Origin of the sequence: Paraburkholderia tagetis (assembly GCF_022213065.1) — a bacterium.
Classification (GTDB): domain Bacteria; phylum Pseudomonadota; class Gammaproteobacteria; order Burkholderiales; family Burkholderiaceae; genus Paraburkholderia; species Paraburkholderia tagetis.
The window spans coordinates 1-24,032 of sequence record NZ_JAKLJA010000028.1 but is presented as its reverse complement, the minus strand read 5'-3'; the positions used below and the strand labels follow the sequence as shown (position 1 = coordinate 24,032).

16 protein-coding genes, 1 rRNA gene and 1 pseudogene are annotated in these 24,032 nt (G+C 67.9%); 14 read left to right on the top strand and 4 right to left on the bottom strand.

Translation table 11 applies throughout. The features are described 5' to 3' along the window. Positions 1 to 126: 126 nt before the first annotated feature. From L5014_RS26295 to L5014_RS26245, 11 genes are all read left to right on the top strand, one after another. On the top strand, positions 127 to 447 hold the full coding sequence (locus L5014_RS26295; protein WP_238466731.1) for a hypothetical protein: 321 nt from the start codon (positions 127 to 129) through the stop codon (positions 445 to 447). Next, entirely contained in the window at positions 444 to 1,694 is a 1,251-nt protein-coding gene (locus L5014_RS26290; protein ID WP_238466730.1) for a LysR family transcriptional regulator, read from the top strand. Before L5014_RS26295 ends, L5014_RS26290 begins: the two co-directional genes overlap by 4 nt. Before the next feature lie 171 nt (positions 1,695 to 1,865). Beyond that, positions 1,866 to 4,409 carry a cellulose biosynthesis cyclic di-GMP-binding regulatory protein BcsB gene (bcsB, locus tag L5014_RS26285; protein ID WP_238466729.1) on the top strand — a complete coding sequence of 848 codons (2,544 nt, stop codon included), beginning with the start codon at positions 1,866 to 1,868 and terminating at the stop codon, positions 4,407 to 4,409. A gap of 140 nt (positions 4,410 to 4,549) precedes the next feature. Next, entirely contained in the window at positions 4,550 to 5,857 is a 1,308-nt protein-coding gene (gene bcsZ / locus L5014_RS26280) for a cellulose synthase complex periplasmic endoglucanase BcsZ (RefSeq protein ID WP_420800143.1), read from the top strand. Further along, positions 5,827 to 9,894, top strand: a complete 4,068-nt coding sequence (locus tag L5014_RS26275) for a cellulose synthase subunit BcsC-related outer membrane protein (protein ID WP_238466728.1) — start codon at positions 5,827 to 5,829, stop codon at positions 9,892 to 9,894. Before bcsZ ends, L5014_RS26275 begins: the two co-directional genes overlap by 31 nt. A gap of 42 nt (positions 9,895 to 9,936) precedes the next feature. Next, positions 9,937 to 11,853, top strand: a complete 1,917-nt coding sequence (gene bcsE / locus L5014_RS26270) for a cellulose biosynthesis protein BcsE (RefSeq protein ID WP_238466727.1) — start codon at positions 9,937 to 9,939, stop codon at positions 11,851 to 11,853. A gap of 156 nt (positions 11,854 to 12,009) precedes the next feature. After that, positions 12,010 to 12,285 carry a hypothetical protein gene (locus tag L5014_RS26265; RefSeq protein WP_238466726.1) on the top strand — a complete coding sequence of 92 codons (276 nt, stop codon included), beginning with the start codon at positions 12,010 to 12,012 and terminating at the stop codon, positions 12,283 to 12,285. Beyond that, complete coding sequence (gene bcsQ, locus L5014_RS26260; protein ID WP_238466725.1) at positions 12,282 to 13,100, top strand: cellulose biosynthesis protein BcsQ; 819 nt, start codon at positions 12,282 to 12,284, stop codon at positions 13,098 to 13,100. The genes L5014_RS26265 and bcsQ overlap by 4 nt, the downstream gene beginning before the upstream one ends. After that, positions 13,097 to 15,700: a UDP-forming cellulose synthase catalytic subunit gene (gene bcsA, locus L5014_RS26255; RefSeq protein WP_238466724.1), complete on the top strand. Its 2,604-nt coding sequence runs from the start codon at positions 13,097 to 13,099 to the stop codon at positions 15,698 to 15,700. The genes bcsQ and bcsA overlap by 4 nt, the downstream gene beginning before the upstream one ends. A 136-nt stretch (positions 15,701 to 15,836) precedes the next feature. Next, complete coding sequence (gene bcsG / locus L5014_RS26250) at positions 15,837 to 17,435, top strand: cellulose biosynthesis protein BcsG (protein WP_238466723.1); 1,599 nt, start codon at positions 15,837 to 15,839, stop codon at positions 17,433 to 17,435. Then, positions 17,436 to 17,645 (top strand): BcsR/BcsP family cellulose biosynthesis protein, encoded by a 210-nt coding sequence (locus L5014_RS26245; protein WP_238466722.1) that lies wholly within the window; start codon positions 17,436 to 17,438, stop codon positions 17,643 to 17,645. It abuts the gene before it with no gap. Positions 17,646 to 17,705: 60 nt separating this feature from the next. Here the strand turns inward: L5014_RS26245 and L5014_RS26240 are convergent, their stop codons facing one another. From L5014_RS26240 to L5014_RS26230, 3 genes and pseudogenes are all read right to left on the bottom strand, one after another. After that, entirely contained in the window at positions 17,706 to 18,572 is an 867-nt protein-coding gene (locus L5014_RS26240) for an SAM-dependent methyltransferase (RefSeq protein ID WP_238466721.1), read from the bottom strand. Between the two features lie 102 nt (positions 18,573 to 18,674). Continuing rightward, a complete protein-coding gene (locus tag L5014_RS26235) occupies positions 18,675 to 18,932 on the bottom strand; it encodes a hypothetical protein (protein ID WP_238466720.1) in 258 nt (85 codons plus the stop codon). A 328-nt stretch (positions 18,933 to 19,260) separates the two neighbouring features. After that, positions 19,261 to 20,010 (bottom strand): annotated as a pseudogene (locus L5014_RS26230) (hypothetical protein); the annotation flags it as partial. Positions 20,011 to 20,087: 77 nt separating this feature from the next. Here L5014_RS26230 and L5014_RS26225 point away from each other — a divergent pair. The 3 genes from L5014_RS26225 (at position 20,088) to L5014_RS26215 (ending at position 23,577) form a co-directional block, all read left to right on the top strand. Further along, positions 20,088 to 20,423: a helix-turn-helix transcriptional regulator gene (locus L5014_RS26225; RefSeq protein ID WP_238466719.1), complete on the top strand. Its 336-nt coding sequence runs from the start codon at positions 20,088 to 20,090 to the stop codon at positions 20,421 to 20,423. Positions 20,424 to 21,416: 993 nt separating this feature from the next. Continuing rightward, positions 21,417 to 23,396, top strand: coding sequence for an RNA polymerase sigma factor RpoD (rpoD, locus tag L5014_RS26220; RefSeq protein ID WP_274389520.1), 1,980 nt, complete (start codon positions 21,417 to 21,419; stop codon positions 23,394 to 23,396). A 34-nt stretch (positions 23,397 to 23,430) separates the two neighbouring features. After that, positions 23,431 to 23,577 carry a hypothetical protein gene (locus L5014_RS26215; protein WP_238466718.1) on the top strand — a complete coding sequence of 49 codons (147 nt, stop codon included), beginning with the start codon at positions 23,431 to 23,433 and terminating at the stop codon, positions 23,575 to 23,577. A 336-nt stretch (positions 23,578 to 23,913) separates the two neighbouring features. Here L5014_RS26215 and rrf read toward each other — a convergent pair. After that, positions 23,914 to 24,027 (bottom strand): 5S ribosomal RNA (gene rrf, locus L5014_RS26210). Between the last annotated feature and the right edge of the window lie 5 nt (positions 24,028 to 24,032).

Below are 24,032 nucleotides of genomic sequence, written 5' to 3'. Positions count from 1 at the left end.
ATTCATAAATGCGCGCGCAGTGGCGGCGCGCGCCCAACGTTACCACGCCTGCGCGTTCATTCGCGCGACGGCTTCGTCCCGCAAGCGCGAAGCGTGCGGCTTCACAGCATCGCTCTCAGGCAGCACATGCACTACGCGGCGACGCATGGCCGTTTCCAGACGCCAATCGTGGAAGCGGCGCAGAATCATACGGTCAGCGCGGCGCGCGGCCTGAACGACAAGATTCCGTTCGTTGCTCCGGCCACCCAGGTATTCGACCAGGCGGCGCGCGAACAGCAGCACATGATGCTTTCATACGCGCATCGGCAGCACCATGCCATCGTCGGCGCGTTGCTCAATGGCGAAGACGCACGCGTGGAGGCCCTCATGAAAGCGCACACCCGCATCTCGAAGAAGAGCCCCGACCTCTCGGCCGAGCGTCTGTATCTGATCGCGGGGGCTGCATGAGTCCCGCCGATCTGCTCAACCTCGCGCATTTGCGCGCGTTCCGTCTCGTCGCCGACACAGGCAGCGCCACGCGCGCCGCCGCCTCGCTGTATCGCGCGCAATCGGCCGTCACGCGCTCGGTGCAGGAGCTGGAAACAGCGCTCGGCGAGCCGCTTTTCGAGCGCAAACCTTCCGGCATGGTGCCCACGGCGGTGGGGTGCGTGGTGCTGAATCGTTGCGCACGCACCTTTTTCGAACTGGCAGCGCTGGCGCAGTGGTGCGCGGCGCGCCAGACGCCCCGCCGCGCCTTGCCCGAGGGCACGCTGCCCGCGTGGCTGCTCAATACGCGGCGCCTGCAGCTCTTCGTGGCGCTCGCGCGCCATCGGCACATGCCGAGCACCGCCAGCGCGTTCGGCATCAGCCAGCCCGCCGTGAGCAGCGCGATGCGCGTGCTTGAAATCGGCTCGGGCATCACGCTGTTTCACCGCAGCCCGCGCGGCGTGCAGCTCACGCCCGAAGGCGAGATTTTTCTTCTGCACGTGCGGCGCGCGCTAAACGAACTGCGTCACGTGCCCGACGATATCGCTGCGCTGCACGGCACCATTCGCGGCACGGTGACAGTGGGCGCCCTGCCGCTCGGCCGCACGCTGATTCTGCCCGCCGCCATCGCGCGCATGAGTGCGCTGCATCCCGGCGTGCGCGTGGTGACGGACGAAAGCGCCTATGACTCGCTGGTGGCGGGCTTGCGCGCGGGCGATGTCGATTTCATTCTCGGCGCGCTGCGCGAAAACGATGCGGCGAGCGGCCTCGCCAACGAGCGCCTGATGGCCGAAGACATGGTCGTGCTCGCGCGCAATGGCCACCCGCTCGCGCAGCAAAAGGGCCTGAGCGTGAGCGACCTGCGCGATGCGCAATGGATCGTTCCGCACATCCATTCGCCCGCGCGCGGGCTCTTCGAAGCGCAGTTCAAGCGCCTGAAGCTCAAGCCGCCGATGCCGAGCGTGGAGACCGCCGACCTCGCGGTGATTCGCGGCTTGTTGATGGATACGGAGATGATCGCGGCGGTATCCGCGCAGCAGTTGCACTACGAAATTGCCTCGGGCCAGCTCGCGGTGCTCGACGTGTCGCTTTCGAACACGCGGCGCGAAATCGGCCTCACCTTGCGCGCGGACAGCGCGCCTTCGCCCGCCGCACGCGCACTGATCGACGCGATCCGGCTAACGGTGGCCGTGCATCGTCCTCGGCGCGCGTGGTCGTTAACCGGTTAGCAATCTTCTGCCGAACTTGACGAGAGTCGGATAAACTCCGACGACTTTCAAGATGCGTCAGCGCAAGACCCCAATTACGGTTGGCAATGCGAGACCACGAATATAACCAGACGGCTGACGATGCATAGCGGAGGTCGCCGTCGCGAACAAGAAAATAAGGGGCCGTTTGCGATGCGAGTTTCCGTACCTGTCCGCCTTGGCGCGTTGACGGCAGGGCTGCTGCTGGCGTCCAGCCTGCTTGCCGCCGACCAACCGGCCGTCAAGCCAGCCGTCAGGACGACACCCGGCGCAGCGGCATCCGCGACGGCGCCTGCCACGCCAGGCGCACCAGGTACAACCCCCGCGCCGACATCGCCAGTATCGGCGGCCTCCGCAGCCTCACGCACCGCCGCAGCCTCACGCACCGCCGCAGCCTCAAGCCCCCCCGCCGCTGCCTCACTGGGCGGCGTGCCCGGCGCGCTCGTTACCACTGCGGGCGGCACCGGCCCCGCCGTCGTCCAGACCGCGCCCGGCACCATCGCTGCGCCGCCGGGCGCCAATGCCGCGCCCGCCGCGCTCGGCCAGCCCCGCCAGCACATCTTCACGCTGCGCCAGATGGGCTCTTACGGCACGATGGAACTGCGCGGGATCGACCCCACGGGCTACCTGAATGCCGACGTGCGCACCGACGAGGTGGTCACCGGCGCGAAGCTGCGACTCGTCTACACGTACTCGCCTTCGCTGATCTACGCGCTGTCGCACCTGAAAGTACTCGTGAACGGCGAAGTGGTCGCCACCATTCCGCTCGTGAAGGAAACGGCCGGCCAGCTCGTGACGAGCGAGATCAATCTCGACCCGCGCCTCTTTACCGACTTCAACCGCATCAGCGTGCAGATGATCGCGCACTACACGCTCGATCACTGCGAAGACCCGCATCACTCGACGCTGTGGACCGACGTGGCGCCCGAAACCACGCTCACGCTCGATACGGCCGCCGTCGATCTGCCCAACAGTCTCGCGCTGCTGCCGGCGCCGTTCTTCGACCAGCACGACTACCGCCTCGTGCGCGTGCCGTTCGTGCTCGCCGCCAACGCGGGCCTGCCCGCGCTGCACGCGGCCAGCGTGGTCTCGTCGTGGCTCGGCGCGCTCGCGAGCTATCGCGGCGCGCGCTTCCCCGTGGTGCGCACGGCGCCCGCCGACGCCAACGCCATCGCGCTCGCGCTGCCGGGTCAGGTGCCCGAAGGCATCGCGCTGCCCGAGATCAAAGGCCCGACGATCACGGTGATGGCCAATCCCGCCGCCGCGCCGGGCTCGGGACGCAAGCTGCTCGTGCTCGCGGGCCGCACGCCCGAAGAGCTGGAGAAGGCCGCGGACGCGCTCGTGCTCGGCCAGGCCGGCATGGCCGGCAGCAGCGTGGTGGTGCAGTCGGTGGATCTCGGCCCGGCGCGCAAGCCCTACGACGCGCCCAACTGGGTGCCCACCGACCGTCCCGTGCTGCTGCGCGAACTCGTGAGCGATCCGCAGCAGTTGCAGGTCTCGGGCTACAACCCGCCCGCGATCCACGTGAACATGCGCGTGCCGGCCGACCTCTATGCGTGGGCCCGCAGCAATGTGCCGCTCGACATCCGCTATCGCTACACGGCGCCGTCCAGCTGGAACGACTCGATCCTCAACGTGAGCATCAACGACCAGCTTGTGCGCTCGCAGCGCCTGAAGCCGGTCACGCGCGCCTCCGACGAGGCGCGCATCGCCGTGCCGGTGCTCTCGGGCACCGATGCGCGCGCCACCAGCAACATCGAGATTCCGGCGTTCCGCGTGGGCTCGAACAACCAGTTCCAGTTCCAGTTTCATATCGACTCGCAGAAGGCGAGCCTGTGCTCCTCGTCGGCCGCCGATATCGCGCGCGCCGCCATCGACCCCGATTCGGTGGTCGACTTCAGCGGCTTTGCGCACTACACCGCGCTGCCGAACCTCGCCGACTTCGCCAACAGCGGCTATCCGTTCACGCGCATGGCGGACCTCTCGGAAACCGCCGTCGTAATCCCCGACGCGCCCGACGCGCAGGATCAGGAAGCCGTGCTCACGATGCTCGGCCACATGGGCCAGTGGACCGGCCTGCCCTCGCTGCGTGTGAAGCTCGTGCCCGCCAGCCAGATCGACAGCGTGAGCGGCGACGACCTGCTCGTGATCGGCTCGGGCTCGGCCGCGCAGTTGCTCGCGAAGTGGGGCAAGGACCTGCCGCTTCTCATCGAGCGCGGCAAGACCGAAGTGGCGACGCGCGACCAGAAGAGCGGCTGGCCGGGCTGGCTCGGCGGCACCGAAGACGACGACAACGACGACAACGACACGCCCAAGGGCCGCTCGATCGTCTCGCTCGGCGGGCCGATGGCCGCGCTGGTCGGCTTCGAGTCGCCGCTGGCTTCGGGGCGCAGCGTCGTGGCGCTCGCGAGCACGTCTTCGGCGCAGCTCGGCGACGTGCTCGACGCCATGCAGGACAGCGGCAAGGTCGCGCGGATGCGCGGCGACCTGAGCGTCGTGCGGCAAGGCGACGTGGAAGGCCTGCGCGTGGGCGAGCGCTATTTCGTCGGCGACCTGCCGTGGTATGCGCGCCTGTGGGTACATATCTCGCGCTATCCGTCGCTGATGGCGCTCGCGGGCATTCTCGCGGGTCTCATCGTCGCGTTCACGGTGTTCTGGGCACTGGGCCGCATGGCCTCGCGCCGCACCGGAGACTGACGATGCACGGCTTATTGGCCCACCGCACGGCCTCCCGCGCGGCTCAATGCGCGGCTCCCCGCGTGTCCCGCCTCGTGTCCCGCCGTGCGCCGCGCCTCGCGCGCTGGCTCGCGGCCGGCGCCTGCGTGCTCGCGCCGCTGCTGTCCGTCGATGCGGCGCAGGCCGCGAGCCCGCCCGCGCAAGCGGGCGCGGGCGGCGCGGCGATAGCGCCGGCAGCCCCAACGGCGCAAGCGCCCGCCTGCGCGTGGCCCGACTGGAACATGTTCAAACACGATCTGCTGAGCGCCGATGGCCGCGTCATCGACGCGAGCACGCCGCGCCAGGTCACCGTGTCCGAGGGCCAGTCCTACGCGCTGTTCTTCGCGCTCGTCGCGAACGACCGCGCGAGCTTCGACAAGATCCTCGCGTGGACCGAGAACAATCTCGCCCAAGGCGATCTCGCCACGCATCTGCCCGCGTGGATCTGGGGGCGCACCGATATCGGCGAGGATGGCGCGGCTTTGCCCGCATCCGGCACATTCGCTGCATCCGGCACATCCGGCGCATCCGGCGCCTCCACAAGCCCGGCGGCAAGCGCTGCGAGCGGCGCGCCCGCGCCCAAGCCCGCGTGGGGCGTGATCGACACGAGCTCCGCCAGCGACGCCGACCTCTGGATCGCCTACTCGCTGCTCGAAGCGGGACGTCTCTGGAACGTGCGCCGCTATACCGCGCTCGGCATGCTGGTCGCGCGCAACGTGGTGCGCCAGGAGAGCGCCGATCTGCCGGGGCTCGGCCGCACGGTGCTGCCGGGGCCAGCGGGCTTCAAGCTCGATAAGAACACGTGGCGGCTCAATCCGAGTTATGTGCCGCTGCAACTCATGCGTCGCTTCGCGCTCGCGCTGCAACAAGCGCCGGAAGCGCTCGAATGGAGGTCGCTGCTCGCCAGCTCGACGAAGCTCGTGAACGACACGGCACCGCACGGCTACTCGCCGGACTGGGTGGTTTATCGAGTTCAAAACGGCAACAAGGGCGCCTTCGCCCCCGACGCGCAGACCCACGCCGAAAGCGCCTACAACGCCATCCGCGTCTATCTGTGGGCGGGCATGCTCGCCAGCGACGATCCATTGCGCAGCGCCACGCTCGCCACCTTCGCGCCGCTCTCGGCGTTCGTGGCCGCGCACGGCTTCCCGCCCGAGCGCGTGGACACGCAGAGCGGCGCGCCGGGTCCGAACGAAGGCAACGGCGGTTTCTCGGCGGCGCTCGCGCCGTATCTTTCCGCGCTGGGCCGCACCGACCTCGCCGACGCACAGGTCGCGCGCAGCCGCACGCTCGCGCAGAAGTCGCCGCCCGGCTACTACAGCAGCGTGCTGATGCTGTTCGGCCTCGGCTATATGCAAGGCCTCTACCACTTCGACGCGCAAGGCCGCGTCGCGCCCGCATGGACGACCCGATGCCCGGCGCCACGTTGAACGAATACGCAGGCGCACCGCGCCCGAGCGCGCGCTTGACCTCGCGCTTCAGTCGGCGCTTCAGTCCGCACTCCGGCCCGCGCTTCAACCCGCGCCTCACGCCGCTGCTCGCGCTCCTGATCGCGGCGCTGCCATGTTTCGCGCGCGCACAAAACGCTCCGGGAGCGCAGAACGCAGCAGGCGCGCAAAACACTCCGCAACCTGCCGCGAACGCGGCCGCGCCCAACGCGCAGGCCGCGCAGTTGCTTTCGGCGGCGCGCATGTGGATGGCGAAGAACCGCCCCGACGTCGCCAGCGGCCTCGTGCAGAAAGCGCTGCTGTTCGATCCGCAGCAGGTCGACGCGCTCGCGCTCATGGGCCAGATCGAGCTGCGCTCGAACCACACGGCACAAGCGGCCAAGATCCTCGCGCAACTGAGAAAAACCGCGCCCAACGCAAGCCCGACCCAGGAACTCGCCGACGCATACCGTCTCGCCACGACCGACCGCAACGAGCTTGCACAGATCCGCCTGCTCTCCAGCGCGGGCAAGAGCGAGGAAGCCGCGGCTCGCATGAGGAAACTGTTCCCGCACGGTGCGCCCAGTGGCGACCTCGCGCGCGACTACTACCGCATCATTGCCGGCACGGACCACGGCCGCGTGCAGGCCATCAGCGAGCTGCGGGCGCGCGTGAAGCAGAACCCGAACGATACCGTCGCCGCGCTGACACTGGGCGACCTGCTCACCGACCGCCCCGGCACGCGCATCGAAGGCCTGAATCTGATCTACGGCGTCTATCGGCGCCAGGACAGCAACCGGGCGCGCGCACTCGAAGACTGGCGCAGCGCGCTCAACAGCGCGGGCCGCGACGACCCGGCCTACTACGTCTGGTATCAGCGCTATCTCCAGGAAGTGCCCGACGACACCGACGCCCAGCAAACTGTCGCCGACCTCGCGCAGAAGCTCGGGCCGAAAGCCGTGGCGCAGGCCAACGCGGCGGCGGCCAGCGGCAGAAGCTACGTGCCGCCAGCGAGCATCGCCTCGCGCAATGCTTCGGGCAACGCCGCCACCACGGCACGCGCGCGCCTGGCCGGCCCCGGCGCGGCCGCACGCAACCGCGGCCTCGCGCAACTGCAGCGCGGCGATCTCGACGATGCCGAAGCCTCGCTGCAAGCGGCCCAGCGCGCGAACCCGAACGACGGCGCGACGCTCGGCGCGCTCGGCCTCGTGCGCCTGCGCGAAGGCCGCCACGACGAGGCGCGCGCATGGTTTGCGCGCGCAATCACGCTCGACCCCGACAACGCCGGCAAGTGGCGCAGTCTCGAAAAGACGGCCGCGATCTGGGGCACCCTTTCGAAGGCGCGCGCGGCCAACAGCCAGGGCAAGCCTGAAGAGGCCGAGACGCTCGCGCGCGAAGCGCTCAAGCTCGATCCGGGCAACGCCGACGCCTCGCGCATCCTGGCCGACTCGCTCATCGCGCAGAAGAAGTGGGCCGAGGCCGAAGCCGTGCTGCGCCCGCTCGTCGAGGCGAAAACGCCCGACATCGACGCGCTGCGCAGCCTCGTGACCGTGCTGCGCGCCACGCATCGTGACAGCGAGATCGGCCCGCTGATCTCCGCCACGGCGCCGCGCCTCGCGGGCTCCACGGCGGAACTCAAGCGCCTGCACGCCGAGCTGCTCTCGATCCAGGCCGACCAGTTGCTGGCCGAGAACCGCAAGAGCCCGGCCATCGCCAAGCTCGAAGACGCGGTGCGCCTCACGCCCGACGACGCCTGGACGCGCTTCACGCTCGCGCGCCTGTACCGCGATCTCGGGCTGCCCAAGCTGGGCCGCGACGTGGTGGACGACGGCCTGAAGGTCTCGCCGTCACCCGACATGCGCTACGCCACGGCGCTCTATCTGAATTCCGTCGACGACGTGGACGGCGCCGCCGCCCAGCTCGACGCCGTGCCGGCCGCCGGGCGCAGTGCCGGCATGCGCAGCCTGATGGGCAGTCTCGCGGCGCAGAAAAAGCTCGGCGAGGCGCGCCGGCTGATCGCGCAAGGCCAGAACGACGAGGCCCGCGCCGCACTCGATGCCGCCGCCGCCGACGCCGGCGCGGCCAACGACCCGCAGATGCTGGCCTCGGTGGGGCGCGAATGGATCGCCATCGGCGCAACGGACAAGGGTCTCGCGCTCGTGCAGGACTGGCTCGCGGCGCACCCCGACGACCCGGCGGCCAACGGCGCGCGCGTGCGCTATGGCGAGCTGCTCGCCGCCGCCAATCGCGACGACGACTGGGCCAGGTGGATCGACGCCACGCGCGCACGCCCCGGCCTCACCGATGAAGAGCGCACGAATCTCGACGACCAGGAACTGCGCCTCGCCGTGCGCGCGACCGACCGGCAGATCGAAAGCGGCAACCTCGCGAGCGCGCATCGCACGCTCGACGCCGTGCCCGGGCGGCTCAAGTCGAACCGCCGCTGGCTGCTGGAGCAAGCCGACCTGCTCGAAGCGAAGGGCGACTACAAAGGCGCGATGGCGGCCGCGCAACGGGTGCTGGCGCAACAGCCCGGCGACGCCGATGCGCGCCTCACGGTGGCGCGCATGCTGGAGCGCATGGGCCGCGACGGGGAGGCCGCCGCGATGGTGCGCGATGTACTGGCCGACACTCCCGCCGACGATGTGGACACGCGCCTGGCAATCGCGCGGCGCTTCACGGCGCAGGGGCTCGACCAGGAGGCGCAGGACGTGGTCGACCCGCTGCGCGCGCGCTACCCCGAGCGCTCCGACGTCACCACCCAGACCGGGCGCGTGGCGCAGTCGCGCGGCGACTACGACGACGCCGCGAATCTCTACCGCGGCTCGCTCGCACAGGAGCGGGCCGCGGGCGAGCAGCCGGGCGCCGACGGCCTCACCTCCGCTGGCCGCGCGCTCCAGGGGCTCCAGGACCGCCGCCAGGGGCAGGTCGCGACCGAGTGGTATCAGTCGAACCTCTCGGGCGACTCCGGCATCTCGGAGCTGCACGCCACGGAAATTCCGCTCTACGTGCGCGTTCCGAATGGCTACACGGGCCACTATTTCTTCCACGCCGATACGGTCTACCTGAACGCCGGCACACTGCCCGCGGGAAGCGAGGGCATCTACGACTACGGCAAGGCTCCGGCGCTCGGCAACGCCAATATTCCCGCGATCAACGAGACCGCCACGGGCGTCGCGCTCGCGGCGGGCTACGAGTACAGCCGCGCGAACACCAGTTGGCGCGCCGATATCGGCTCCACGCCGCTCGGCTTCCCGATCACGAGCGTGCTGGGCGGCTTCCTGTATCGCTACGACTTCCCGCGCGCTTCGGTGTCCTTCGATGTCTCGCGCCGCGCCATGACGAGCAGCCTCGTGTCCTGGGCGGGTGGGCGCGATCCGGTCACCGGCGAGACCTGGGGCGGCGTGGTGCGCAACAGCGCCACACTGCGCGGCGCGCACGACTTCGGGCCCGGCACGCTCTTCACGAGCGTGGGCTTCGGCCTGCTCACCGGCTCGAACGTGCCGACCAACCAGGAGTTCAAGGTGCGCAGCGGCTACGGCTGGACGGTCTGGAAGCGGCCCGACCAGGACGTGTCGAGCGGCCTCACGCTCAACTACTGGCAATACTCGAAGAACGAGCACTTCTACACGTTCGGCAACGGCGGCTATTACAGCCCGCAGCGTTACTTCTCGGTCGGCATCCCGCTCGACTGGAAAGGCCGCTACAAAAGGCTCTCGTGGGAGATCGACGGCAGTGTCGGCATGTCGTTGACGAACGAGGACCGCTCGCCGTTCTTCCCCACGCGCCCGGATTTGCAGGCCATGGCCGGCAATCCGTACTTCGGCGGCGGCTCGGGCGGCGGCTTCAGCTACGCCGTCGAAGCGGCGCTCGAATACCGCGTCACGCCGCATTTCGTGGCGGGCGGCCGCTTCCGGCTCGACCGCTCGCGCGATTACGCACCGAACGTGGGCCTCGTGTATCTGCGCTACTTCTTCTCGCCGCAGCATGGCCCGGTACCTTACCCGCCAACGCCGGTGAGGCCCTACCCGGATTATTGACATGAAGCTTTCGACGCCAACCGCGCTGCCCGAGACCCGACGATGAACGAGCCCGCACGCGACCCTGTGTCCGAACCGGCGCAGCCCACGAAGCCCGTGCAGTCCACGCGGCGGCCCGCTGACGCCCGTGCGGCTGCGCCCGCTGCCGGTATCAGTACCGGCGCCAGCGCCGGCCGCGAGCCGCACCCGTCGCTGCTCGCGCGCCTCTCGCAGCGCGCACCGCTCGCCATCGAAGGCCTGCCGCCCGCGCTCGCCGCGCTCGGCTCGGGCCAGGTGCATGTGGTCTATGCCAGCGCGTCACCCGCGCGCGACGCGCTCTTCTGGCAAACCGCCGCCGCCGCGCTCGAAGGCCCCGCGACGGTGCTCTCCACGCGTGACGGCGCGAGCATCGTGGCCACGCTGCGCGATCACGGCATCGACATCGACCGTCCCGGCGCGACGCATCACTGGGCCAACGTCTGTTCGCTCACGCCACTGCCGGAGCGCGACGGTACGCAGGTGCTGATCGAGGCGCTCGACGCGCTTGCCAACCGGTGCGCGGCGCCCGCGAGCCAGTTCTACATCGAAGGCGCCGAGGCCTTCTTCGCCTGGCACGACCCCGCCACGCTCGCGCGCCAGGGCGCGCAGCTCGCGAACTGGTGCACGCAGCACCGCCACGGCGTGCTGCTGCTGGCCGAGCCGCCAGGCCTCAGTGAGGAGCAGTCCGGACTCGCCGCCTTCCAGGCGCGCTTTGCCGGCGCCGCGCAGCTGCTGCAAACGCAGGGCCAGTTCCATTGGGAAGTGGCGTTCTGGCGTTCAGGCGTTGCCGTACTCGGCAGCCAGTCGCTGCCGCTGCGCTTCGCGGCCATCGATCATCGACTCATGATCACGAACCCGGGCGGCACCTTCGAGCGCTCGCCCGGCGAAGTGGGTCTGCTCGCGCCCGACGAGGGCCGCGTGATCGTCTCGCGCGACGCCGTGCTCAACGAGCGCGCGCTGCCGCCCAGCTGGCAAGTGGTCGACGACAACGAAGCCGCGCTGGTCGCCGCGCGCACCGCTGTCGCCGCCACGGTGATCCTCGAATTCGGCGCGAGCCGCCAGCTCGAAGCGCTCGCCGGGCAGGTGCACACGCTGCGGCTGCAATGCGGCAACGCGCTCAAGATCATCGTGCGCGAGGAAATGGTGGCGTTGCGCTACGAATCGCTCATGCTCAATCTGGGCGCGAACCGCGTGGTGCCGCGCCACACGACGCTCTCGCAGGTGGAGGCGATCGTCGAGAGCCTGCAAGGCCAGGTGTACTCGCGGCCCGTGCCCGCCGACTACCGCCAGGCGCTCGCCGGCGTGATGCACGGCGAGGAGACCGGCTACGTCGGTGCGGCGCGCTTCGTCGAGCTCGTGGGCGCCGCCGTGGAGCGCAGCCGGGTGATCCAGTTGCCGAGCGTGCTGATCCGCCTCGCGCTGATGTCCGACGTGGCCCATGTGGACGCGCTCAAGGCCTGTGTGCAGCGGCGCGCAGGCGACATCATGAGCGCGGCGGGCGACAGCCTCTACGTGTTCTTCTTCGCCTGCCGCATCGGCGACGCCGACGCGGTGCTCCAGCGCGTGTTCAAGCGCCCGCTCGCCGAACTCTTCCAGGGCGAGCAGCGCTGCGGCGATCCGAACTCGATCACGGCGCTGCTCGAGACGCTGACCGACGAGATCGAGACGCAAACGCCGCCCGACTACTCGGGCTGGCTCGCGCTGAACGCGCCGCATTCACCGGCTGCACCGCAGGCGACGCCCGCGTCGGAGGCTCGCGCGCCCGCCGGCAACGGCAACAGCAATAGCGCCGCGCCGGACGACGCGCCTCGAACCGGCGGTCTGCTGCCGACGCTGCCCGCTGCCGCGACGCTTGCACCCATCGCGTGGCAAGCGGGCGGTAGCAAGGCGCCGCGCGCCGAGCCGCGCCCGGTGTCGCTGCCGCTCAAGAGAATGAAATGACCCCACGCTCACTATGTTCGCTGCCCCCCGAGGGGGCCGTCAGCCTCCTTGGGGCGGCCCGGCGGAGACTGACATGAAACGACCCCCACGCTCACCGCGTTCGCTGCCCCCCGAGGGGGCCGTCAGTCTCCTTGGGGCGGCCCGGCGGAGACTGACATGAACACCTTCCTCGGCTATTTCGTCTGGGGGCTGATCCTCGCTGCGCCGCTCTGGTGGCTCGCGTGGCGGCTGCGCCTCGGACGCTTCGTGCCCAACTGGGCCAAGCCCGCGAGGGCCCGGCCGCTCGAATTGCCGCCGCAACTGGGCGCGCTCGTGATTCGCGGCAAGCGCCGTACCGATGTCGTGATGCGGCGGCCTTCGGCCGTGCCCCACGCCCACACCTCGCCCACCGCTCCCGCCGCGGCGGACAACCTTGCGGAGCCCCGCTCATGAGGACTATCGCGATCGTCTCCGCCGTGGGCGGCGCGGGCCGCTCGACGCTCACCGCCGCGCTCGCGAGCCTTCTTGCCGCGCGCGAGCACGCGGCGCTCGCCGTCGAATGCGATCCCCGCAACGTGCTGGCGCTGCATTTCGGCCTGCGCGAGAGCGCGCGCGAAGGTCTCGTTACCGATCTGCATAACGCGAACCCCACCGGCGACGGCTGGGCCCGCGCCGCGCTGCAAAGCGACGACGGCGTGCTCGTGCTCCCCTGGGGCAGCGCGCCGCAAGAAGAAGACGACGACAGCGCAACGCACCTCGCCGCTCATCGCTACTGGCTGCGCGAGCGCCTCGCGCGTGTGGACCTCCCGGCGCACGCCATTGCGCTCATCGATGCCGCGCCCTGGCCTTCGCCGCACGCGCGCCAGGCAATCGATGCCGCCGATCTCGTGCTCGGCGTGCTCACGCCCGACGCCACCACCTGCGCGACACTGCCGCGTTTCGCCGCGGCGCTCGCGCGCGCGGGCAAGCGTGCCGTGTTCGTCGCCAATGGCGTGGTGCCCGCGCGGCCGCTGCACACCGATCTCGTCGCGCTGCTGCGCGCGCGCCTGGGCCCCGCCATGCTGCCGTATCTCGTGCATGCGGATACGGGCGTGCCCGCCGCGCTCGCGGGTGGCGCGAACTTCTGCATGAGCGCGCCCGCCTCGCAGACCGCCCACGACCTGAACGGCATCGCCTCGTGGATCTCGCACTGGTCGACGAATGCGCCCGCCGGGGCGCGGGACGGGCAGGACAGCATGCGCAAAGGCGCAACGGGAGCCAGCCGATGATCCGCGCGCAGGCGATCAGGCTATGGTCGGCGTTGTGGGCAGGTCTGCGCCAGGCGGGCGCGCGCAAGCTGAGCGTCGCCGCCGACGCGGCGTTCGGCCCATGGCTGCTGCGCCTGTTCTTCCGGCCGCCGCGTCCCGGCAAGCGCGACTGGCCCGCGCTCGCGTTCGCGGCGCTGGGCCGCGAGATCGTCGAGCAACTCGACATGGACCACGACCGCAGCACGCGCGCGTGGCTCCTGCGTCTGTTCCTGCGTCCGCGCCGCGTGCGCCGCCGCCTCGCCGCCGACCTGCGCTCGCAGCGCGATGCGCCGCATCCGCACCGCATCGCGCTGCGCCTGTGGCTCGACAAGCGTATCGGGCCGCTCTACCGGCGCACCGCGAAGGCTCGCGCGATGCTCGGGACGCGGCTGCCCGTCATCGATTGGGACGGCATCCGCGCGCGCCTCGAGCAGTTCTCCGCCACGCTCGACCACGTGCCCTTCCTGCGCCAGTGCCTGCTATGGTTCGCCTTCGTCACGGCGGTCGCGATCTGCACGACGCCGCTGCCGCTCGGCGGCCAGGTGCTGCTGTTCTTCCTCGTGTGGCTCATGGTCATGGTCGCGCGCCGCATCCCGGGGCATCTTGCAACCATGCTCATGGTGATGCTCTCGATCCTCATGACGGGCCGTTACATCTGGTGGCGCAGCACCCAGACGCTGCATCTGTCGAGCCCCGCCGAAGCCTTCGTGGGCTACGTGCTGTTCGCCGCCGAGCTCTATACGTGGGTCGTGCTCGTGTTCGGCTATGTGCAGACGGCGTGGCCGCTGCGCCGCAAGCCGAGCGTGCTGCCCGACGATCCCGCCGACTGGCCGACCGTCGACATCTATATTCCGACCTACAACGAACCGCTCTCGGTCGTGCGTCCAACGGTGTTCGCGGCCAGCACGATCGACTGGCCGCGCGAGAAACTGCGCGTGTACCTCCTCGACGACGGCGACCGCGACGAATTCCGCGATTTCGCCGCGCAGGCGGGCATCGGCTATATCCGCCGCGAAGAGCACATGCACGCGAAGGCCGGCAACATCAATCACGCGCTGCCGCTCACCGATGGCGAGCTGATCGCGATCTTCGACTGCGACCACATCCCCACGCGCTCGTTTTTGCAGACCACGGTGGGCACCTTCCTCGCCGATCCGAAATGCGCGGTGGTGCAAACGCCGCACCACTTCTTCTCGCCCGATCCGTTCGAGCGCAACTTCGACACGTTCCATCGCGTGCCCAACGAAGGGAGTCTCTTCTACGGGCTGATCCAGGACGGCAACGACTTCTGGGACGCCACCTTCTTCTGCGGCTCGTGCGCGATCATCAAGCGCAAGCCGCTCGAGTCGATCGGCGGGATTGCCGTGGAGACCGTCACCGAGGACGCGCACACCTCGCTACGCCTGCACCGCGCGGGCTACACCTCGGCGTACCTGCGCACCGTGCAGGCCGCGGGCCTCGCGACCGAGAGCCTCGCGGACCATATCGGCCAGCGCATCCGCTGGGCGCGCGGCATGACGCAGATCTTCCGCATCGACAACCCGTGGTTCGGCAAGGGGCTCTCGTTCTTCCAGCGCCTGTGCTACAGCAACGCCATGCTGCACTTCTTCTACGGCATCCCGCGCCTGATCTTCCTCGTGATGCCGTGCGCGTTCCTGTTCTTCGGGCTGCACGTGATCAACACGCCCGCGCCGGTGATCCTCGCCTACGTGCTGCCGTATCTGCTGATCGGCGCCACCGCCAACTCGCGCATCCAGGGCCGCTACCGCCATTCGTTCTGGGCCGAAGCCTATGAGAGCGTGCTCGCCTGGTACATCGTGCTGCCCACTACGATGGCGTTCATCAACCCGAAGCTCGGCAAGTTCAACGTGACCTCCAAGGGCGGCCACATCGAGCGCGACTATCTCGACTGGACCATTTCCACGCCGTATCTCGTGCTGCTCGGCATCAACGTGGTCGCCATTCTGGCTGGCATCGGACGGCTCACGATCTGGCACAGCGACGAGCCCGCCACGGTGTTCATGAACCTGTTCTGGGCTTGCGTGAACCTCACGGTGCTCGGCCTCGCCGTGGGCGTGGCGAAGGAAGCGCGCCAGGTGCGCGTCGCGCACCGCATCCCGCTGCGCGTGCCCGCCATGCTCACGCTGCCCGACGGCCGCACGCTCGCCTGCAAGACCGAGAACTATTCGATGGGCGGCTTAGGCCTCGTGCTGCCCGCCGAAGCCGGCGCCGAAAAGCTCGCAGCCGGCGAGCGCGTGAACGTGTGCCTCTCGCGCGGCACGCTCGAGCATGACTTCCCGGCCGTGGTCGCGCGTCTGGTCGACGGGCATCTGGGCGTGCGCTTCGAGAACCTGACCATGGAGCGCGAGCGCCGGCTCGTCGAGTGCACGTTCGGGCGCGCCGACGCCTGGCTCGAATGGGACGACGTGTCGCGCGAGGACGCGCCGCTGAACGGGCTCGTCGAGCTCATCGCGCTGAGCTGGCAGGGTTATCTGCGTCTCGTCGATGCATTCTTCGATGCGCTCGAGAACCTCTTCACGCGGCGCCGGCCCGAGCGGCGCAACCCGGCGCGCCGGCCGTGAGCGGCGCAAGGCAAGCACGGCGCAAGCGCAAAGCAAACACAACGCACGCACAAATCAGGCACAAAGCAGGGCACGAAACACACACGATGCGCACACGCCATAACGACACGAAATTCACGCTGGAACGCGACTGAACATGGGCCTCTGGAATCTCTACTTCGTAGCCAAGCTGTACCTCTACTCGCTCGGCAAGCTCAAAGCAGACTGGCTGCTGAACATCCTGTTCGCGTTCGCGCTGCTGCTGCCGGTGAAAATGCGCTGGCTGCGCAACGCGCGCAACGTACTCGCGGTGATCGCGGGCATCGCGCTCGTCTATCACGAGTCGGACATGCCGCCCATCGGCCGGGCGATCTCGCAGCTCCCCGTGCTGCTCACCTTCACGCCGTCGTACATGCTGGAGCTGAGCGGGCGCGTCGTCTCGCTCGCGATGGTCGTGAGCGCGGTGCTCGCGGTGCTGCTCTACTTCCTCGTCAACCGCTGGATTCGCGTGACGACCTTCGTGCTGATCGCGCTCGTCGCGGTGCCGCTGTGGCAGGGCGCGGGCACGCTGGTCGCGAACGCCACCAGCGCGTCCGCCAGGAACGGCGACGAGGGCGGCAACGCGAACAACCGCAACGGCGACGAGCCGCGCAACGACCAGGCGGGCAGCTACGACCAGCAGCTCGCCGCGTTCCGCTCCAACGAGGAAGGCCGCCACGTGAATTTCACGCCGCTCACGACCGATACGAACGCGCAGTTCGACATCATCGTGGTGCATATCTGCTCGCTCTCGTGGGACGATATGGACGTCGTGAAAATGCGCAACAACCCGCTCTTCTCGCGCTTCGACTACGTCTTCACGAACTTCAGCTCCGCTGCGAGTTATAGCGGCCCGGCGGCCATCCGCGTGCTGCGCGCGACCTGCGGGCAGGAAGCACACAAGGCGCTCTACGACCCGGCGCCGCCCGAATGCCACCTGTTCGCGCAACTCGCCCAGGCCGGCTATAAACCCAACGCGCTGCTCAACCACAACGGCCGCTTCGACGACTTCCGCGGCACCGTGATCAAGGAAATCGGCGTGCCGGGCGTGACGATCCCGCCGAACGACGGCGTGCCCGTGGCCATGAAGGAGTTCGACGGCTCACCGCTCACGGGCGACTATGACGTGCTCGCGCGCTGGTACAAGCAGCGCCTCGCGGCCGGTGGCGGCCCGGTCGCGCTCTACTACAACACGGTGACGCTGCACGACGGCAACCGCATGCCCGGCGCCGACGCCAAACTCACGAGCCTGCAGTCCTGGCCGATCCGCCTGAAATTGCTGCTCGGCGACGTCGACAAACTGATCGATCTGGTCGCGCAATCGGGCCGCAAGGCCGTGATCGTGTTCGTGCCCGAGCACGGCGCAGCGCTACGTGGCGAAGACAACCAGATCGCCGGCATGCGCGAAATCCCCACGCCGAATATCGTGCACGTGCCGGTGGGCGTGAAGGTGGTGGGCTTGCCCGCGGGCACGGAGCACGCGGGCGGCCCAGTCACGATCGCTACGCCGACGAGCTTTCTCGCGCTCGCGCAACTGCTCTCGAACCTCGTCGCGAGCAGCCCGTTCCTGCCGGGCGCCCAGCCGCTCGCGCAGTACGCGACGAACCTGCCGCAAACGCGCATGGTGGGCGAAAACGAAGCCACCGTGATGATGACCACGCCCACGGGCTATGTGATCCATACGCCGGACGGCGTCTGGGTGGACGGAGGCAAGTAAATGGCGCTGCGAGGCTGGCTGAACGGACGGCGCGCGCGCAGCAATGCGGCCCTGCCCGGCGATATCGACGCGCTCGCGCGACTCGTCGAGGGCGTGGACGCCGAGCGCTACTTCGACGTGCAGGCCGAGAACGCCTGGCAGGAAGCCGCCGGGCGCTGGCCGCTCGTCGCGCAACTGCTCGAACTCAAGGCGCAGCCACCACGGGAATAGTGCGTCGGCGCTTCTTGGCGCAACTCGCAGGCCGCCTGCCACCTGCCGCATTGGGAGGCGCTACACGCGCTCGGCGTAGACCGTGCGTTCGATCGGCATGCAGGTGAGCGGCCGACCGGTGGGCGCGATATAGCGGCGCGCGAGCGCTTCGGGCTCGGGCTGCTCGATCACACGCCAGCCATAAGGCGCGAGAAACGCGCGCACGGCCTCGCAATCGAGGCCGAAACGCCAGGTCGCCCGTGGCGAGACAAAGCGGCGGTAGAGCGCCTCCTGCCCTTGCGGCACATTTGCCTCGAGAAAATCCTGGCGCACGTAGGTAAAGGCGAGGCGGCTGCCGGGCGCGGCCCGCGCAAGCATTTCAAGTGTGGCGCGCACGGTGGCTTCATCGAGATATTGCGTGACGCCTTCCCAGACGAAGAAGGTGCGCCGGTTGCGCGTGTAGCCTTGCGCGGCCAGCACGGCATCGAGTGCGAGATGCTCGAAGTCGACCGCCACGAGCGTCGCGAATGACGGTATCGCGCCGAAACGCTTCGCCAGGCGCTTGCGTTTAGCCGCGATATTGACCGGCTGATCCAGCTCCCACGCATGCACGCGGCTATCGTGCAGCAGCCGGTAAGCACGCGTATCGAAGCCCGCACCCAGATTCACGAACGCTTCCATCTGCGGGAGCGCTTCGAGCAGCTTTTCGTCGATATAACGCTTGCGGCACAGCATGCCGCCCCACAGGCCCGGATACTTGCGCTCGGCCATCGCGGCCATGCGCGCTGCCGTGCGTGCGCCCATCAACGCAATGAGCCAGCGGGCGGGTGCGGGAAGCAGCGCGGCGGCGAGATCGTCATCGACGATGCGCCGGTGAGGTGCGAGCCGTTGCTCGACAGCCACCAGCGCCATGGGGCCGACGCCGGTTTGTGCTGCCGCTTGCGTCATCGCGGCGTTCCGCCCGCTTGCACTGCCTGGTCTGCCTGGTCTGCCTGGTCTGCCTGGTCTGCCTGGTCGGTTCGGTCGGTTCCCCCGGTTCGGCGCGATCGGTCATGCATCCATCCCTCCCCGGGCGCGCCTTCGGCCTTGCACGCGCGCAACCGAGTCGAACAGCGCCTGCGCGCGGGCCAGTTCGTCCAGCGCAAGATCGAGACGAGACTGGGCCTCGCCGCAGGCGAGTGTCGGGTCTGAGTCGTCCGCTTCGTCATGCACGACGCGCATGGCGCGAAATGCCTGATCGACGTTGCGGCTGGCCTCAAGAAAGCGTCGGGCGGCTTCGGCCTCGCTTGAACGGATGTTGATCGCCATACAGCTCCATCGTTAATTGCGTCCAGTCGGCGCCGCACAGCAAGTCTCCTTGGGAGAGGCCACCAGGCTGCGTCCCGTAGGAAGTTTCCTTGACCGTGGCTCCGAACGACGCCCCCCTCACACGGGGGCCGCCGCCTCGCCTCACGGGCGTCGTGCATTCCGCCGGCACCATATCGAAGAGGTCGCGCGCAAAGAGTTCGCGCGTGACGCCGCGCGCCAGCAGCGCCGAAGTCTCGCCACAACGGCTGCGCGGCATTTCAGCGCAGGTGTCGAAATCGGTATCGCGCGAAGTCGAGCGCATTGCGCCCAGGTCGCGCGCCTTCGCCAGCAAGTCGAAGAGATCGCTCGTCACGCCGCGCGCATGCTGCGCCGGCGCCTCGCCGCGCAGACGCTTCGTGAGCGCCAGCCAGGCCTCGAAGTCGGCGTTGCGCACCGCCTCGTGGAGCGCAGCCATGTCGCGCGCCTTCACGCGCGTGGGCTGTGCAAGACGCACGAAATACGGTGCCTCGAGCTCCACGCCGAACGCGACCGGATAACCCCGGGCGCCGAAATCCGCTCCCGCCCTTGGCGCCGCGCGCTCGACGCGGTCCACCACCACCGTGCCCTGCGAGGCGCAAGGCGCCTTCGCCGTGCTCACGCTGCGCAGACGCTCGGGCTGCACGCGCAGGCTGCTACCGATGCTGAGCTCCGTGGGCGACGCGCACACGAGCGCGTAGTGATGATCGCGCGGCTTGCCCGAAGGAAAGCGCGTGCGGCTCGTGACGAACACGTGCTGCGGCAGCGGCCGCACCTGGCCGCTTGCGTCCACCCACGCGTTCCAGACGAGCGCGTCCTCGCGCTTGACGTCAGCGACTCGCGGACGGCTTGCCGCCGGCGAGAACAGCGCGAGCAAAAATCCCGTGCGCAGCGCGGCAACCTGCGCGCTGCTGCCGAGCGACTGATTGATGCCCCACAGAAACCGCCCGCCACCCAGCCGCCGCTCCCACTCCTTGCGAAGGACGATCGTGGGGAGATCTTCTCCCGTCTCCGATCCGATCCTGGACCAGCAAAACGTGGGCGGTAGGTGTTTCAGTGCCATCGACTTCCTCGGAATGCAGCGCCCGCCAAACCGGCGAGCAATTCAATAAGCGTTACTGTATAGGTATAATGCATGGCATGGAAGCCCCAGACACAGATTTTCCCGTTCAGGAACTGCTGCGCCAGCTATCGGCCGACACGCGCTCGTCCAGTGAAATAGCGCGCCTCTCCGGGGTCAGCCAGCCAACGGTCTCGCGGCTCCGGCTGTCGAACGGCCGCAGGCTGCGCCGGAGCGCGTCATTCAATAAGCTATGCAGTTTCTACGGCGTGAAGCCCGCCTCGCGGCATGCGGCCGCGTATAACGAATTGCTGCGCAACGCCATCGTCGACGTGTGGGACGGCTCGGAGGAGCACGGCCGCGCGCTGCTCGTCGTGATCAAGGGACTGAAGGAGTTGAGAGAGCGGCCCGGATGAGTGCCGCCGTTGTGGCCGCCCGGCTAGCCATTGCCGCGCATGGCGCGCATCAGGTAACCGGATTTGGGAGCGGTCGCGGCGCGATGGGTCTCAGCTGGTGAGCGCCAACAGACTAAAAGACGCGCCAACTGGGGTTGGAGAGGCTTCCATGGGCCTTGTGGGTTGGCTGCGACGTCCCGCAAGCCGTAGCAACAAGGCAAAAATCCCATACGCGGTTACCTTTTGGCTGCGCACGAGCTGCTGCACAACGAGGCACCGCGTTTCGCGACGCTCGCCTATAGCCTATAAACAAGACGGCAATGCGCAACCCGGCGCATCCGTAACGTTTCGTTTGCTTTCTACCTATGAGCTCTACGTCGGCTGACAACGCCCGCGTCGCGCTGCGCGGCACAGTGCCTGTGCGGCGAGCCTGCGCCGTGAGCAAGGCAAGTGAAGGCGAGTGCAACGAATTCAATTCCCTCAATAACGCGTCAGCAGGCGCGCGGCGGTCAACGCAGATGCATGGCCGGGCGTTCTTATTGATATTGCGGCGCACTGCAATCGGCATAGTGGGGATCGATCGCAGCGTGTCTCGTGTACCAGGCGCCACTTCAGCGCAATTCCAGGCATCGCGCATGTTTTTTAGCCCGCCTATGAAACGTGCGAACCATTAACCGGGAGTCGCGTCTAATTACGCTTGTGGAAAGCCGCGAAGCACCCAAAACGCCATTTTGACGACCTTTCAAATTCGTTTCGACCCCGGGCAAGCGTGTCTGGTGCGTCGGCGCGACGATTACGGTTGCCTCACGTGGCGTAACGCACTACCATACGCGATCTTTCTGCATTGCACGAAAATCCAGGCCGCCACGCCATTGTGCGTTTGGCGCTCGCTCGGCGGAACCGGCACGCGCCCCCGCCCATTCCCCTGCAATTTTTCGTCATCGCCAGGACGCCACGCCGCTGGCGCGTGACCCTTTTTGCCCTCGTTGGGCAATTCCTTTCGAGGAGATTGTATTGACAAGCCATGACCGGGAAGACGTGCAGCCCTCGTCTGCCCGCCCCGCCCGCCGCGCAGCCAAGGACAAGACCGGCGATACGATTCAGATGGACGGCGGCTCGCAACTCGAAAAGCGCCAGCATCAAATGCGTGCGCTCATCAAGCTCGGCCGCGAACGCGGCTACCTGACCCACGCTGACATCAACGACCACCTGCCCGATAACTTCGCGCAGACGGCCGCGCTGGAAACCATCGTCGCCACGTTCAACGACATGGGCGTGCAGGTCTACGAGCAGGCGCCCGACGCCGACACGCTGCTGCTGAACGAAGATACGCGCGCAGACTCGCAGGCCGACGACGAAGCCGACGAGGAAGTCGAAGTCGCGCTCTCGACGGTCGACTCGGAATTCGGCCGCACGACCGATCCCGTGCGCATGTACATGCGCGAAATGGGTTCGAGCGAGCTGCTCACGCGCGCCGGTGAAATCGAAGTCGCCAAGCGCATCGAAGACGGCCTCCAGGAAATGATCCAGGCGATCGCGGCTTGCCCGTCGATCGTCGCGACGATTCTCGCCGACGCCGACCGCATCGCGGCCGAAGAAATGCGCATCGACGAACTCGTCGACGGCATCGGCAGCGACGAAGCCACGCAAGAACCCGCGATGGCCGACGCCGACACGAGCGAAGAAACCGAAGCGCAGGCATCGGACGACGAAGAATCGGATGACGCCGACGGCGACGACGACGATGACGCCGATAACAGCAAGGCCAACGAAGCCCTGCTCGCGCAGTTGAAGGCCGACAGCCTTGCGATCTTCGCACGCGTGCGCACGCTGTTCGAACAGATGGCGTGCACGACGGACGCCAACGCGCGCGCATCGGCCGCCGAAATGCAGATCTGCGCGGACATTCAGCGCGAACTCGCACCGATCCGCTTCACGGCCCGCACCATCGACCGTCTGTGCACGCTGCTGCACGAGCAGGTCGCGCGGATTCGTGCGATCGAGCGCAACGTGCTGGCGATCGTCGTGGACCGTTGCGGCATGCCGCGCGAAGCCTTCGTCGAGCAGTTCCCGGGCCACGAGACGGACCTCGAATGGGGCGTGCGCGCCGCCGCTGCATCGAGCAAGTACGGCCCCTCCATCGAGCGTAGCCTGCCGGCCATCCAGGCCGAACAGCGCAAGCTCGCCGAGATCGAAGCGGCTGCGTCGCTGTCGCTCCAGCAGATCAAGGGCATCAACCGCCGCATGACCGCCGCCGAAGCAAAGATGCGTCAGGCGAAGGGCGAGATGGTCAAGGCCAACCTGCGTCTTGTGATCTCGATCGCGAAGAAGTACGTGAACCGCGGCATGCAGTTCCTCGACCTGATCCAGGAAGGCAACATCGGCCTGATGAAGGCGGTGGACAAGTTCGAATATCGCCGCGGCTGGAAGTTCTCGACGTACGCCACGTGGTGGGTGCGTCAGGCCGTGACGCGCGCGCTCGCCGACCAGGCGCGCACGATCCGCGTGCCGGTGCACATGATCGAGACGATCAACAAGCTGAACCGCATCTCGCGCGAGATCCTGCAGCAGACGGGCATGGAAGCGCATCCGGCCGATCTCGCCGCGCGCATGGGCATGACCGAAGAGAAGGTGCGCGGCATCCTCAAGATCGCCAAGCAGCCGGTCTCGCTCGAAAGCCCGGTGGGCGACGACGGCGACGCAACGCTCGGCGACATGATCGAGGACGCAGGCTCGGCTTCGCCGGCCGATGCAGCGATCCACGCGAACATGCGCGCTGCGATCGACGAGGCGCTCAAAGCGCTCTCGCCGCGCGAGGCGAAGGTGTTGCGCATGCGCTACGGCATCGACACCACTTCGGATCACACGCTCGAAGAAGTGGGCAAGCAGTTCGACGTCACCCGCGAGCGTATCCGCCAGATCGAAAGCAAGGCGATGCGCAAGCTCATGCATCCGAGCCGCGCAGACAAGCTGCGTCCGTTCCTGGAGCGGTAAGCGATTTTAGTCGCCGTTGTAATTTGGCGATGAAATGAAAAAGCCCGTCACGCAAGTGACGGGCTTTTTGTTTGGCGGTAAATACAGGAAGGCGGGCGACTGGGCGCTTGGGCGATTGAATGCAAGCGTAGCAATAGTTATTATCTGGGCGAAAGCGCTTTACATGCGGCCGCAGGGTTAGCAGACGCACTGTGGAGTACGCGTACGAACATATTGGAAGTTGCCCTACGAGTTGGTCTGCCCGATATGGCTCTGCTCGCGAGCTCGATATCACCGGTCTCTGCGCCTTGGTCGCTGAGCACTATGCCCGCTATCCCTATAGTAAGTTCGATTTGAACCGGGCCGATTACATCGACGTATTAGGGAATATTGCATTGCACTCGGGATATTCCTGCCTGATTGCAGATGCGCGAGTCTTGATCGTTCTTTTAATTCTTTCGAGAATTTCCGGCGCCCAAACGCCAGAACCCCGGTGCTCTTTCGGAGCGACCGGGGTTCTGGACGTACTGCATAAGGAGCCTGACGATTACCTACTTTCACACGGGCAATCCGCACTATCATCGGCGTGGAGCTGTTTCACGGTCCTGTTCGGGATGGGAAGGGGTGGGACCAGCTCGCTATGGTCATCAGGCATGA

Excerpts from the sequence above, each read along its gene's own strand:
- bcsG (WP_238466723.1), top strand. The coding sequence starts at position 15,837 with ATGGGCCTCTGGAATCTCTACTTCGTAGCCAAGCTGTACCTCTACTCG.
- bcsA (WP_238466724.1), top strand. The coding sequence starts at position 13,097 with ATGATCCGCGCGCAGGCGATCAGGCTATGGTCGGCGTTGTGGGCAGGT.
- L5014_RS26245 (WP_238466722.1), top strand. The coding sequence starts at position 17,436 with ATGGCGCTGCGAGGCTGGCTGAACGGACGGCGCGCGCGCAGCAATGCG.
- L5014_RS26235 (WP_238466720.1), bottom strand. The coding sequence starts at position 18,932 with ATGGCGATCAACATCCGTTCAAGCGAGGCCGAAGCCGCCCGACGCTTT.
- L5014_RS26215 (WP_238466718.1), top strand. The coding sequence starts at position 23,431 with ATGAAAAAGCCCGTCACGCAAGTGACGGGCTTTTTGTTTGGCGGTAAA.
- L5014_RS26265 (WP_238466726.1), top strand. The coding sequence starts at position 12,010 with ATGAACACCTTCCTCGGCTATTTCGTCTGGGGGCTGATCCTCGCTGCG.
- L5014_RS26295 (WP_238466731.1), top strand. The coding sequence starts at position 127 with ATGCACTACGCGGCGACGCATGGCCGTTTCCAGACGCCAATCGTGGAA.
- bcsQ (WP_238466725.1), top strand. The coding sequence starts at position 12,282 with ATGAGGACTATCGCGATCGTCTCCGCCGTGGGCGGCGCGGGCCGCTCG.
- L5014_RS26290 (WP_238466730.1), top strand. The coding sequence starts at position 444 with ATGAGTCCCGCCGATCTGCTCAACCTCGCGCATTTGCGCGCGTTCCGT.
- bcsE (WP_238466727.1), top strand. The coding sequence starts at position 9,937 with ATGAACGAGCCCGCACGCGACCCTGTGTCCGAACCGGCGCAGCCCACG.
- L5014_RS26275 (WP_238466728.1), top strand. The coding sequence starts at position 5,827 with ATGGACGACCCGATGCCCGGCGCCACGTTGAACGAATACGCAGGCGCA.
- L5014_RS26225 (WP_238466719.1), top strand. The coding sequence starts at position 20,088 with ATGGAAGCCCCAGACACAGATTTTCCCGTTCAGGAACTGCTGCGCCAG.
- bcsB (WP_238466729.1), top strand. The coding sequence starts at position 1,866 with ATGCGAGTTTCCGTACCTGTCCGCCTTGGCGCGTTGACGGCAGGGCTG.
- L5014_RS26240 (WP_238466721.1), bottom strand. The coding sequence starts at position 18,572 with ATGACGCAAGCGGCAGCACAAACCGGCGTCGGCCCCATGGCGCTGGTG.